Raw genomic sequence first — 13,035 nt, 5'->3', positions numbered from 1 at the left:
CATCAGATGAAGCGAAGGGGCCCTTCACCGCGTGCCATGCCAGGGTCCCGGCAAGTGGACCCGACGGGAGCAGGCTCCCGCAAGGAGCCTCACCCGGCTCTTGACTGTCCACAAGGGACACTTTGCGAGACAAAGGTGCCCGATGTGGGTGACTTGCGCGGTTTTGCGAGGGGGTCGTGAGTGATTTTTGTTGTTCTAACCCTCATTGCCACTCACGACCCCCGCCGGCGCCCGGAATCCGGCCTGCCGACAGTGCAGGAATAGTCGCCTGACCTGCAAGATCTCGACTTTGCCGGGACTCTGGCATGCCATGCGGTGAAGGGCCCCTTCAGCTATTCGTTGTCGCCTCTGCCGCCCCCGCGGCCGGGACCGTTGTTGCCGCCGCCTTCTTCGCCTTCGTTGTTCTCACTGGACGAAGGCGGGTTCCGCGAGCTGGACGGCGGTTCCTCCTCGTTCCGTGAAGACGATGGCCCGGTCGACGGTCCGGTCGACGGCGTGCCGGTCTCGGTCGAACCCTCGTCCTCGCCCGGCGGGGTCTGCGTCGACGGGACGGTGTTGTTGTCGTCCCCGCCGATGATCTTGACCTTGTCGAAGCGCTCCCCCGGTTTCCCGTTCAGGTACAGGGAAAGGAACTTCTGCCAGATCGGCCCGGCGATCGTCGAACCGAAGATCGCCTTGCCGTTCTTGCCCTTCAGCGGCTTGTCACCGTCGCCACCGACCCAGACCGCGGCCGAGATCGACGGCGTGTAGCCGACCATCCAGGTCTGCGAGTTGGAGTCCTTCGCCGACGCGGGCTCGCCCGGCCGGTAGGTGTGCTGCTGGGTTCCCGTCTTGCCCGCGCACTCATGGCCGTTGGGGCACTTGAGCTTCGAGAACGGGATGACACCCTTGAGCGACTCGGTGACGTTGCCGGCGATCTGCTTGCTCTTGTCGGAGTTGTCGGAGAACGCGGGCTTCGCCTCTTCCGGGGCCGAGTAAGCGGCCTCGTCCTGCGAGTTGGTCACCTTGGCGACGAAGTGCCTGGTCCGCCGCTGGCCATCGCCCGCGAAGGTCGCGTACGCGGCGGCCATGTCCTCCGGGCTGACGGCCGTCTTGCCACCGCCGAGCGCGATGTTGTTGTCGGCGAACAGTTCGGAGGCGCCCTCGGGGGCGGGTTTGATCCCGGCGTCCTTGGCGGCCTGTGCCACCGGGCCGGGCTTGGTCACGTTCACGACCATGTCGTAGAACACCGTGTTCGCGGAGCGCTGCATCGCTTCGGACACCGTGCACTGCGCCGAACACGAGCTGCCGGGACCGGCGTTCCGGATCGTCTGCTTCCCGAACTGCCGGTTGTTGGAGCCGTCGAACGTCGAGTTGATGCCGCCCTTGCCCATCTGCAGGTACGCGGTGAGGTCGAACGGCTTCATCGACGACCCGGGGTTCTGCGGCGTATTCGCCCAGTCCCGGCCCTTCTGGTCTTTGCCGTCGGGCCCCTTCACGATGGACGGCCCGCCGTAGTACGCCTTCACCCCGCCGGTCTTCGGGTCGATCGCGACGAGCGCGTTGAGCAGGTTCTCGTCGGTCTGGCCCTTCATCCCGTCGGCGACCGCCTGCTCCGCCGCGGCCTGCGCCTTCTGGTCGATGGTCGTGTAGACCTTGTAGCCGCCCCGGTAGTAGACGTCGTCGGTGATGCCGTTCGCGGCGAGCTCTTCCTTGACCTTGTCGCGGATGAACGGGTTGACCACGCCTGCCTGCTGCTTGTCCTCCTGCGGGATCGGCGTCGGGAACTGGAGGTTCGCGCGATCCGCGGCGGAGAGGAAACCGTTCTGCACCATGCGGTTCAGCGCGACGGTCCAGCGTTCGTTCGCGACCTTCGGGTTCTCCGAGCGGCCCGGCTGCTGGATGAGGCCGGCGAGGAGCGCCGCCTCGGAGGCGTTGAGCTCACCGGCGGGCTTGCCGAAGAACGCCTGTGCGGCCGACTCGATCCCGTACGCGCCACGCCCGAAGTAGATGATGTTCAGGTACGCCGAGATGATGTCCTTCTTCTCGTACGTCTGGTTCATCTTGAAGGATTTGGCGAGCTCGGTCCACTTACGGGCGAGCGACGATTCGTCGTCCCCACTGGCGACCTTGATGTACTGCTGGGAGATGGTCGAACCACCGCCCTTGCCCGCGGTCACCTGGTTGTAGACCGCGCGCAGGATGCCGCCGATGTCGAAGCCCGAGTTCGTCTCGAACGAGGCGTCCTCGGTGGCGATGACGGCCTTCTTGACGATGTCCGGGATCTGCTCCGGCGTCAGGATCTGCCGGTTGCCGCCCTTGGGGACGTCCTTGCCCATTTCGGTGTTGTCGGCGTAGTAATACGTCACCGCCTGGCCCTGTGTGGCCGCGATGGCCTGCGGCGACGGGACGTCGACGGCGAAGTAGGTGATCACGAACGCGATCGCCGGGATGACGACGAACAGGCCGAACAGCGCGAGCAGCACTCGCCGGATGCGTCTCCACCGGCGCTTCTTGCGCTGCGCCGGGGTGAGGATCGGCTTCCCGTTCTCGTCGGTCTCCGGGGCGTACTGCTCGTCCTCGTACGGCTCTTCGTATTCACGACCGCCACGATCGACGGTGCCGTTGTGCTCGTGATGCGTGATGAGGTCCGGCTCGTGCTGCGGTGCGACCGGCGGCCGCTGCGAACGCCGCGGTGGCTGTTGGGGCGGCTGCTGCTGAGGCCCGCCCTGCCGCTGCCACGGTGCCTGCCCTTGGCCCTGCCTGCCGGGGCCCTGCTGCTGCCCGTATCCCGGAGGCGGTCCGGCGGGGCGGCGGGGTGGTCCGGCCGGGCGCTGCGGACGACGTGCGGGGTCAGGGTCCTGACCTGGCCATCCGCCGTGGGGATCGTCGTTCACTGGGACGTCCTCCGAACCTTCCGTGGGTGAGCGCGGTCCTGCGGTCGCAGGTCTCCTTCTAGTTAAGACGTATCGGATCGGTTCAGGTTCACCGGCGCGAAGAAAAAAGGTGTGCCGGGCGACCGCCCCGCACACCTTCCTTCATGTGTTTTGCCCGGTCATCACGGGTCTTCGGCGTTCGGGAACAACGGATCCGACGTCCCCGGCCCCGGCCTTGTCGGTTTGGTGGGCTTGGTCGGCTTCGTCGGCCAGCCGCCGGTCTCCGTCGTCTCCGTCGGCGAGGTGGGCGTCGACGGTGTCGGGGTGGTCGTCGGCGTCGAGGGCGGTGTCGACGTCTCCGGCGGCTTCTGTGCCGTCGTGGACGGCACGTACCGCGCGTCCTTGCCGATCGGTTTGACGCTCTCGAACTTCTCCGAAGGCTTGCCGGTCATGTACCGGGACATGAAGTCTTCCCAGATCGGACCGGCGATGGTCCGGCCGTAGATCGGCTTGCCGCTCTTGTCGTGCAGCGGCCTGTTGCCGTCGCCGCCGACCCACACCGACGTCGAGATGCTCGGCGTGTAGCCCACCATCCAGGTCTGCGCGTTGCGGTCGTTGTAGCTTGCGGGGTCCTTGCCTTGAGGGTCGTACTGGTGCGTCCCGGTCTTGCCCGCGCACTCGTGGCCCTTCGGGCACTTGAGCTTCGAGTACGGGATGACCTCTTCGAGCGCGTCGGTGACGTTGCCCGCGATCTGCTTGCTCTTGCCGGCGTCGTCACTGAAGGCGGGGGCTCCCTTGGGAGCCGTCTCGTCGAACTCGACCTCGTCCTGCGAGTTGGTCAGCTTGGCGACGAAGTGCTGCTTCTGCCGGACGCCGTCACCGGCGAAGGTGGCGAAACCGGCCGCCATGTCCTCCGCGGTGGTGACCGTGCCACCACCGCCGAGCGCGATGTTGATGTCGGGGCTCAGCTTCGCCTTGCCGCCGTCGGCCTCCACCATCACGCCGGCTTCCTTCGCGGCCTTCGCCACCGGGTCGATCTTCGTCTCGTTGCGGACCATGTCGTAGAACACGGTGTTCGCGGAGACCTTCATCGCCTCGGCGACCGTGCACTGCGCGCCGCAGCTGGAACTCTCGCCCGCGTTCCGGATCGTGCGACCGTCGAACTTCCGGTTGTTGGAGCCGTCGAAGGTCTCGCCGAGTCCCTTGCCCATCTTGAGGAACGCGGCGAGGTCGAAGGCCTTGAACGCCGAACCGGGGTTGTGCGGCACGTTCGCCCAGTCGATGGCCTGGACCTTCTGGCCCTGCGCGTTCTCGGTCCAGTCCGGACCGCCCCAGTACGCGACCACGCCGCCGGTCTTGGGGTCTATCGCGACCAGTGCGTTCAGGATGTTCTCGTCCGTCTGGCCCTTCATCCCCTCGGCGACGGACTCCTCGGCCATCTTCTGCGCCTTGGGGTCGATCGTCGTGGTGATCTTGAAGCCGCCCTGGTGTAACCGGTCCTGGTCGTAGCCGCGGGCTTCGAGTTCGTCGATCACCCGGTTGCGGATGTGCAGGCTCAGCGTTCCGGCGTCGTCGGCCTTCGCCTGCGCCTTCGGGATCGGCTTCGGGAACTGCGCGGCGGCGCGCTCACCCGGATCGAGCCACTTGTTCGCCACCATCTGGTCCATCACGAAGTTCCAGCGTCGCTGCGCGTACGCGTCGTTCTCGGACTTGCTCGGGCCCTGGATCAGCCCGGCGAGCAGAGCCGCCTCGGACGCGCCGAGCTCCTTGGCCGGCTTCTTGAAGTAGGCCTGCGCGGCCGCTTCGATGCCGTTCGCGCCGCGGCCGAAGTAGATGGTGTTGAGGTAGGCGGTGATGATCTCCTCTTTGGACATCTGGTTGTTCATCTTGAAGGACTTCGCCAGCTCGGTCCATTTACGCGTGAGCGTCGGTGCCTCGTTGGCCGTGGCCTTCTTGATGTACTGCTGGGAGATCGTCGAACCGCCGCCCTGACCGCCGGTGACGTTGTTGTAGACCGCGCGCAGGATGCCGCCGACGTCGAAGCCGGAGTTGGTCTCGAACGACGAGTCCTCGGCCGCGTACACGGCCTTCTTGACGGTGTCCGGGATATCGCCGGGCTGCAGCAGGTACCGGCTGCCGCCACTGGCGGGCGCGATCTTGCCCATCGGGCTGCCGTCGGCGTACATCAGCGTGATCGGCTGGCTCTGCAGGCTCGCGACGCTTTCCTGCGACGGGACGTCCACGAAGAAATAGGTGATGACGAACGCGATCGCGGGCACCACGACGAAGAGGCCGAACATCGCGTAGAGGACGCGGCGGATGATCCGCCAGCGTCGCTTTTTGCGCTGCTTCGGCGTGAGGACCTTCTTCTTGCCGTCCTCTTCGTCTTCGGCGGGCTCGTCGTACGGGTCTTCGCCCTCGGCGCCGAGCGCGGTGCTTTCGTGACGATCGTCATAGCGATCGTCGTACGGGTCGTAGCCGTACGGGTCTTCGGTGCCGTTGTGCGCGTGATGCGTGATGAGATCCGGCTCACGCTCGTACGGCTCCGGTTCGACCGGCCGGACCAGCGCGGTCGCCTGGTCGGCGGGAGCCGGGGGACGGCGGTTGCCGGGCGGAGGCGGCGGCGGGCGGTGGCCGGCGGCGCCCTGACGGACACGCTGGTCACCGGCGGGCCCACGGGCGGGCACCGGCGGCGGGGGCCCCTGCCTGCGCGGCGGCATGCCGTTGGGGCGGCGCGGGGCCGCGGGACGGCGCGGTTCGCCTGTGTCGTTGTCGGACGGCCACTCTGGGCCGCCACTGTCACCGCCAGGCCACTGCGGATTCGGCGGAGTCGCCGAGCGTGGCGGCGGAGTCGAGCGGGGAGTGCCGTTCGGAGGCGTCCGGCGCTGGGGGCGGCGCGGGGGTTCTTCGCTCGGCCAGCCGGGTTCGTCGGCTTCACCCGGCCACTGGGCACGGCGAGGTGCATCAGGCTCCTGGCCTGGCCAGGAGCGGTTGCGGTCGTCGTTCACGAATGGGCCTCCCAGACCGGCGCTTCGGGGGACGCCGCTCTGTGCTCAACTGCGTTTTCGATACCTGTCACTGACCCGCTGTCCTCTGCGAACGGGTCCGTGGCCGGGTGGTTCCCGGATCTCCTGTTCCGAGGACGTAGGAGCGCACCAGGTGGTTCCAGTGACAGCTCCCGCAGACCTCGACCTCGTAGACGGTGAACTCCGCGAAGAGCCCGTCCATCCGCACCAGTTCTTCCGGCGTCTTGGCCGATCCGGCGGCGTGCTTGAGCTCGTCGCCGTACACCCAGGACACCAGGGTCAGTTCCTCCCGGTGGCAGACCGGGCAGTCCTGCTCACCTGGTCGTCCGTGGAATTTCGCGGCCCGCAGGAGGTACGGGCCAGCGTCGCAGACGTCGTACGTGCCGACGCGTCCGGAGTGGACGCCCTTGAGCAGCGAGCGCCGCTGTAAGGCGTAGTCCACGACCTGCCGCTGGTTTCGCACGCCAACAGAGTACGGGCTATTGCTGTGTGGTCCACGCCCCGTTCGCGAGGGGACGGTCCGTGCGCGGTCGGACACGCCGAAGATTCGATAACTGTCCGATGAATTTCGGCCGGATTTCCGGGTGCTCGATCGGGGTTAGCTACACCACTTCGATGTATCGGCGCGATATAGTGGGCCGGTAGGTTGACCGAGCCGGTCTCGGTGGCCAACGCGACCGGTCGCGGTTTGTTCCCGGAAGGGGGTGCGGTGTGCTCGAGCTCGCGATCTTGGGGCTGCTGCACGAGACCCCCATGCACGGTTACGTGCTGCGCAAACGTTTGCATGAGACGCTCGGGATGTTCCGGACGTTCTCGTACGGCTCGCTGTACCCGACCTTGCGCCGGCTGCTTCGCGCCGGTTACCTCGTCGAGGAACTCGAAGAGGTGGAAGACCGGGCATGGGCACGCCGGGGCAAGCGCGTGTACAAGCTCACCGCCGAGGGCAAGGAACGGTTCGCCGAACTGCTCGGCGACGCCGGGCCGCAGACGTGGGACGACGAAGGCTTCGGCGTCCACCTGGCGTTCTTTTCGAGGACACCGGCCGACGTCAGGATGCGAATCCTGGAAGGCCGTCGTCGTCGGGTCGAGGAGCGCCGAGAAGGGCTTCGGACGGCAATGGCGCGGGCCGAGGAGAAGATCGACCGCTACACCCGTGAACTGCACCGGCTCGGGCTGGAGTCCAGTGAGCGGGAGGTGCGCTGGCTCAACGAGCTCATCGCGCACGAACAGGCCGAGCAGCGTGGACCGGAGACCTGAGGCGCTCCGGAGTGCTCGCTGCGCACCACCTACAACTGTTGAACTAATGAAGGAGAAACCGGCATGGGCGAGAACCGCCGCGTTCGGGTGGCCATCGTGGGCGTCGGCAACTGTGCGGCCTCGCTGGTCCAGGGCGTTCAGTACTACCGCGACGCAGATGCCGGCACTCGCGTGCCCGGTTTGATGCACGTCGTGTTCGGCGAGTACCACGTCCGCGACATCGAGTTCGTCGCCGCGTTCGACGTGGACGCCAAGAAGGTCAGCCGCGACCTGTCCGAGGCGATCTTCGCCTCCGAGAACAACACCATCAAGATCGCCGACGTGCCGCCGCTGGGCGTCACCGTGCAGCGCGGTCACACCTACGACGGACTCGGCCGCTTCTATCGCGAGACCATCGAGGAGTCCGACGAGACCCCGGTCGACATCGTCGCGGCACTGCGCGAGGCCGAGGTCGACGTGCTCGTCTCGTACTTGCCGGTGGGCTCCGAAGAGGCCGACAAGTTCTACGCGCAGGCGTGCATCGACGCCGGCGTGGCGTTCGTCAACGCGCTGCCGGTGTTCATCGCCTCCGACCCCGAGTGGGCGGAGAAGTTCCGCGCGGCCGGCGTCCCGATCGTCGGTGACGACATCAAGTCGCAGGTCGGCGCCACCATCACGCACCGTGTGCTGGCGAAGCTGTTCGAAGACCGCGGCGTCCAGCTCGACCGGACGATGCAGCTCAACGTGGGCGGGAACATGGACTTCCTGAACATGAAGGAGCTGGAGCGGCTCGAGTCGAAGAAGATCTCGAAGACCCAGTCGGTCACGTCGCAGGTCGACCGCGAGCTCGGCAAGGGCAACGTCCACATCGGGCCGTCCGACTACGTGCAGTGGCTCGACGACCGCAAGTGGGCCTACGTCCGGCTCGAGGGCCGCGCCTTCGGTGACGTGCCGCTGAACCTGGAGTACAAGCTCGAGGTGTGGGACTCGCCGAACTCGGCGGGCATCATCATCGACGCCGTGCGCGCCGCGAAGATCGCGCTGGACCGCGGCATCGGCGGCCCGATCCTGTCGGCTTCCTCGTACTTCATGAAGTCGCCGCCGGAGCAGTACGACGACGCCACCGCGCGTGACGAGGTGGAGAAGTTCATCGCCGGCGAGGCGTGACCCTCCAGTAGCGCGCTATGAAGGGGCCTTTCATTGCAAAATTTGCAATGAAAGGCCCCTTCATAGCATCGGGAGGCAGGGCGACCCCGCGTGACCGACCCGACTTCAGTCCTTCGCGTCCTGAAGCGCCGCAGGCAGGTCTGTGATCTTCCCGACCACCGTCGTCTCCGCCAGTACCGCCGGATCCGGCGGGAAGTGCGGATTCGGCACCGCGTACACCTTCATCCCCGCGGCCAGCGCCGCGCGCAGCCCGTTCGTCGTGTCCTCCACGGCCGCGCAGTTCTTGGGCTCCGCGCCCAGCAACTCTGCCGCCTTCAGGTACACGTCGGGCGCCGGTTTCCCCGCGCCGACCTGCTCCGAAGACACCGCCGTCGGCACCGGCAGCCGCGTGATGTCGAGGAACGCCTTGATCAGCAGCGGCGGAGACGAACTCGCGATCGCCACCGGCCAGTGCTTCGCGACTTCGCGGACGACACCCGGCGCGCCCGGGATGATCGGCGGTTTCTCCGCGTACCGCCGCGCCATCCGCTCGATCACCACCTGCGCGACGTCCGACGGCCGGAGTCGCACGCCGAGGTCGTGCGCCAGGTAGGCGGCCCATTCGGGGGTGCTCATCCCCTGCATCGCCCTGGTCGATTCCTCCCGCCAGGTGCCGTGGAACTCGTGGACGACGGATCGCCGGACCTCGTCCCACATCGTTTCCGAATCCACCAGGACACCGTCGAGATCGAAAATCACCGCTTCCACGCTTCCAAGCCTAGGCGGTGGAAACCTGTGCGGCATATTACTTAGCCATGCTCAGTAATATTAGTTAGCATGGCTAAGTGACCACGAAAGTCGCCGACCTCGCCCACCGGCTCCGCCCGCTGGTGTTCCGGCTGTACTACCTCGTCCGCCGGGAGACGCCGCAAGTTCAGCTCACCCTCACCCAGGGATCGGTGCTGTCGGAGCTGCTGAACGGCGGTCCGCGCCGGATGAGCACGCTCGCCGATCTGGAACGGGTCCGGATGCCGACGATGACCGACGTCGTCCGCCGTCTCGAACGGCTCGGCCTGGTCAGCCGTCGTCGCGATCCCGCCGACGGCCGGGCGGTGCTCGTCGAGGTCACCGAACAGGGGCAGCGCTTCCATCGGCGGTTGATCGTCGCCAGGGAGGAATTCCTCCGCGAGCGGCTCTTCGAGCTGGACGAGACCGACCGCACCGCGATCGAAGCCGCGCTCCCCGCTCTCACCAGGTTGCTGCACGAAGACAAGAAGGAGGAACTGATCCGCGATGAGCGCTGAGCACCACTCAAGCCTGTTGGACGCCGTCAAGGGACAGCCCAAACAGGTATGGATCACCGCGTTCGCCGCGGTCATCGCGTTCATGGGCATCGGGCTCGTCGACCCGATCCTGCTGTCGATCGCGGAGGGCCTGAAGGCGACGCCGTCCGAAGTGACGCTGCTGTTCTCCAGCTACCTCGGCGTCCAGGCGGTCGCCATGCTGGTGACCGGCGCGATGAGTGCCCGGTTCGGGGCCAAGCGGACCGTGATCGTCGGGCTGACGCTGGTCGTCGTCGCCACCGCGCTGTGCGCCGCGTCCGGGTCGATCGAGCAGCTCATCGGGCTGCGCGCGGTCTGGGGACTCGGCAACGCCTTCTTCATCGCGACCGCGCTTTCGGTCATCGTCGGCGCCGCGACCGGCGGCCAGGCGGGCGCGATCCTGCTGTACGAAGCCGCGCTCGGTGTCGGCCTCGCGGTCGGTCCGCTGCTGGGCGCCCTGCTCGGCAGCATCTCGTGGCGCGGCCCGTTCTTCGGTACTTCGCTGCTGATGCTGTGCGGTCTCGTGCTGTGCTCGATCTTCCTGACCGCCGACGCGAAGGAGCAGCGGCCCAAGATCCGCCTGCTCGACCCGTTCCGCGCGCTGAAGCACGGCGGCCTGCTGCGTACCTCGATCGGTTCCGCGCTCTACACCGCCGCGTTCTTCGTGGTGCTGGCCTGGTCGCCGTTCGTGCTGGAGTGGAGTGCCGTCGCCGTCGGCCTGATCTTCTGCGGCTGGGGCCTTTCGGTCGCCGTCGCGGGGGTGGTGCTGGCGCCGAAGCTCGCCGCGAAGCTCGGTGAGCGGCACGCGACCGTGGTCGCCGTCTTCGGCTACGCCGTGCTGCTGCTGATCATGGCGATCCCGAGCAAGCCGGTGCTGGTGGTCGGCATCATCCTGTCGGGGCTGGTGTCCGGTCTGCTCAACACGCTCTTCACCGGCACGGCCATGTCGATCAGCGGCGCCCCGCGTCCGGTCGCGAGCGCGGGCTACAACTTCTGCCGCTGGCTCGGTGGCGCGGTCGCCGCGACCGTCGTCGGTCACCTGGCCGAGTGGTTCGGCGCGAAGCAGGCGCCGTTCGTCATCGCCGCGATCCTGTGCGTGCTCGCCGGTGCCCTGCTGACGATCCGCGAGAAGACCGCCGATCCGCACACGATCCCGGCCGAAGCGGTCCTCGTGGGCGAAGAGATGTGAATCGGAACAAAAGGTGAACGCCGGACCAACGAGGGGTTTCCTCTCGTCGGTCCGGTGCCTTAGCGTCGACCTCCCGAACTGCCTGACCGGAGGTCCGAGTGAAGTTCCTTCCGTTGCTGGCCGGCCACTCACCAAGCCGGGCGTCAGTGACCTGTACCTACCGCTGTGGCGACGCGTGCTTCCACGACGCGCCGAACACTTCGGACAACCCCACCTTCGCCGACGTGCTCGGCGCGGTGAGCCGCCGCGGCGCGTTGAAGGCGACCGCCGTCGTCGCACTGGCCGCCGGTACGCCGCTCGCGCTCGCCGCGCCCGCGTCGGCCGCTCCCGAGGGGCGTCCGAAACCACCACCCGGCACCGACTACAAGCGGGTCAGCCCGAACACGCTCGACGCCGTTGTCGTGCCAGAGGGCTACGAGCAGGGCATCGTGATCCGCTGGGGTGACGCGGTGCTGCCCGGCGCGCCCGAGTTCGACTTCGACCACCAGACCGCCGAAGCGCAGGCGAAGCAGTTCGGCTACAACTGCGACTTCGCCGCGCTGCTGCCGCTCGACCACTGGGGGCTCTCCTCGCTGCTGGTCACGAACCACGAGTACACGTCGGAAGAGTTCATGTTCCGCGGTTACGACCGGGACAACCCGACCGAGGAACAGGTCAAGATCGCCTGGGCCGCCCACGGGCTGACCGTCGTCCAGGTGTCGCGCGGACGCGACACCGGGCATCTGCGGCCAAGGATGTCCCGCTACAACCGGCGGATCACGCTGCACACGCCGTTCAAGGTGACGGGTCCGGCGGCGGGCAGCGACCTGCTCAAGACCGCCGCCGACCCCACCGGAACTGTCGTGCTCGGCACGATGAACAACTGCGCGGGCGGCGTCACGCCCTGGGGCACGATCCTGTCGGGCGAGGAGAACATCAACCAGTACTTCGGCAACGCGGACACGGTGGCCGACCCCGTGAAGCGCAAGCGATACGCGCGCTACGGCATCAAGGGCACCGCGACCACCCGCAAGTGGGAGCGGTTCGACGCGCGCTGGGACATCGCCAGGGAGCCGAACGAGGCCCACCGCTTCGGCTGGGTGATCGAACTGGACCCGAACGATCCGGACAGCACCCCGGTCAAGCACACGCATCTGGGCCGGTTCAAACACGAGACGGCGAACATCCGCGTCGCCAAGGACGGCCGGGTGGTCGCCTACTCCGGTGACGACGAGCGCTTCGAGTACATCTACAAGTTCATCTCGAAGGGCCGCATGAAGCCGGGCGACAGCGCGCACGCCCGGCGGCACAACATGACGCTGCTCGACGACGGCACGCTCTACGTCGGCCGGTTCACCGGCGACAGCCCGGTCGCCGAGATCGACGGAACCGGGAAACTGCCCAGTGACGGCGAATTCGACGGCAGCGGCGAGTGGATCCCGCTGGCTTCCGGCAATAAGTCCTTTGTGGACGGAATGACCGCCGAAGAGGTGTACGTCTTCACCCGCGAGGCGGCCGACAAGGTGGGCGCCACCAAGATGGACCGCCCGGAGGACATCCAGGCGCATCCGCGCACCGGCCGCATCTACTGCGCGCTCAGCAACAACGTCGAACGAGGCAACCCCGGCAAGGAAGGTGCCACCGAGCCCAACCCGCGGCTGAACAACAAGCACGGTCAGGTGCTGGAGTTCGAGGAACGGCGCGGCGACGCGCTCGCGCTGACGTTCAGCTGGCGGCTGTTCCTGGTGTGCGGCGATCCCGCGTCGCCGGACACCTACTTCGCCGGTTTCCCCAAGGACCAGGTCTCGCCGATCTCCAGCCCGGACAACGTGGCCTTCGACGACCACGGCAACCTGTGGATCTCCACCGACTCGGCGGGCGCGCTCGGCATCAACGACGGCCTCTACTCGGTGCCGCTGGAAGGCCGCAACCGCGGGGAGCTGAAGCTGTTCCTCACCGTGCCCCGCGGCGCGGAGACCTGCGGGCCGATCGTCGAGCGGAAGATCGTCACGGTCTGTGTCCAGCATCCGGGTGAAGTCGACGGCGCGAACGCCGACAAACCGGCCTCCCATTGGCCGGACGGCGGGGAAACCCAGCCGCGTCCCTCGGTGGTGGCGGTCTGGAAACCCGGCAGGCATGGCCTGTCCGACATCGGTTCCTAGTCGAAAAGCAACGATCTAGCAGTGCTTTTGGTCGATGGCGCGCTGCCACTCCGGCAGCGCGCCATCGCTCGTTCGCGCGCTGTTCATCTTCTGGCCAGTGCCGGATCTCTTTGGTCGCTT

At 67.3% G+C, this 13,035-nt stretch carries 9 protein-coding genes; 5 read left to right on the top strand and 4 right to left on the bottom strand.

Translation table 11 applies throughout. From position 1 onward, the window contains the following. Positions 1-332: 332 nt before the first annotated feature. The 3 genes from DL990_RS02755 to DL990_RS02745 form a co-directional block, all read right to left on the bottom strand. The gene (locus DL990_RS02755) at positions 333-2,876 is read right to left on the bottom strand and encodes a transglycosylase domain-containing protein (protein ID WP_125797791.1); all 2,544 of its coding nucleotides are present in this window, start codon (positions 2,874-2,876) and stop codon (positions 333-335) included. 161 nt (positions 2,877-3,037) lie between these two features. After that, a complete protein-coding gene (locus tag DL990_RS02750; protein WP_125797950.1) occupies positions 3,038-5,422 on the bottom strand; it encodes a transglycosylase domain-containing protein in 2,385 nt (794 codons plus the stop codon). 508 nt (positions 5,423-5,930) lie between these two features. Beyond that, positions 5,931-6,344 (bottom strand): DUF5318 domain-containing protein, encoded by a 414-nt coding sequence (locus tag DL990_RS02745; RefSeq protein ID WP_125780012.1) that lies wholly within the window; start codon positions 6,342-6,344, stop codon positions 5,931-5,933. Between the two features lie 248 nt (positions 6,345-6,592). On the opposite strand from DL990_RS02745, the gene DL990_RS02740 reads away from it, so the two are divergent. Both DL990_RS02740 and DL990_RS02735 read left to right on the top strand, forming a co-directional pair. Further along, positions 6,593-7,138 carry a PadR family transcriptional regulator gene (locus tag DL990_RS02740; protein ID WP_005168208.1) on the top strand — a complete coding sequence of 182 codons (546 nt, stop codon included), beginning with the start codon at positions 6,593-6,595 and terminating at the stop codon, positions 7,136-7,138. A gap of 63 nt (positions 7,139-7,201) precedes the next feature. Further along, the gene (locus DL990_RS02735; RefSeq protein WP_125780011.1) at positions 7,202-8,284 is read left to right on the top strand and encodes an inositol-3-phosphate synthase; all 1,083 of its coding nucleotides are present in this window, start codon (positions 7,202-7,204) and stop codon (positions 8,282-8,284) included. 105 nt (positions 8,285-8,389) lie between these two features. Here the strand turns inward: DL990_RS02735 and DL990_RS02730 are convergent, their stop codons facing one another. Beyond that, positions 8,390-9,031, bottom strand: a complete 642-nt coding sequence (locus DL990_RS02730; protein ID WP_125780009.1) for an HAD family phosphatase — start codon at positions 9,029-9,031, stop codon at positions 8,390-8,392. 77 nt (positions 9,032-9,108) lie between these two features. On the opposite strand from DL990_RS02730, the gene DL990_RS02725 reads away from it, so the two are divergent. The 3 genes from DL990_RS02725 (at position 9,109) to DL990_RS02715 (ending at position 12,915) form a co-directional block, all read left to right on the top strand. Then, positions 9,109-9,567, top strand: coding sequence for a MarR family winged helix-turn-helix transcriptional regulator (locus DL990_RS02725; RefSeq protein WP_125780007.1), 459 nt, complete (start codon positions 9,109-9,111; stop codon positions 9,565-9,567). After that, the gene (locus tag DL990_RS02720) at positions 9,557-10,774 is read left to right on the top strand and encodes an MFS transporter (RefSeq protein WP_125797790.1); all 1,218 of its coding nucleotides are present in this window, start codon (positions 9,557-9,559) and stop codon (positions 10,772-10,774) included. The genes DL990_RS02725 and DL990_RS02720 overlap by 11 nt, the downstream gene beginning before the upstream one ends. A gap of 98 nt (positions 10,775-10,872) precedes the next feature. After that, positions 10,873-12,915, top strand: a complete 2,043-nt coding sequence (locus tag DL990_RS02715; RefSeq protein WP_125797789.1) for a PhoX family phosphatase — start codon at positions 10,873-10,875, stop codon at positions 12,913-12,915. The last annotated feature ends 120 nt before the right edge of the window (positions 12,916-13,035 follow it).

The organism is Amycolatopsis sp. WAC 01416 (assembly GCF_003947485.1).
Classification (GTDB): Bacteria; Actinomycetota; Actinomycetes; order Mycobacteriales; family Pseudonocardiaceae; genus Amycolatopsis.
This window is presented reverse-complemented; position numbering and strand designations above follow the sequence as displayed.

Coding starts and splice junctions, on each gene's coding strand:
- DL990_RS02720 (WP_125797790.1), top strand. CDS start 9,557: ATGAGCGCTGAGCACCACTCAAGCCTGTTGGACGCCGTCAAGGGACAG.
- DL990_RS02735 (WP_125780011.1), top strand. CDS start 7,202: ATGGGCGAGAACCGCCGCGTTCGGGTGGCCATCGTGGGCGTCGGCAAC.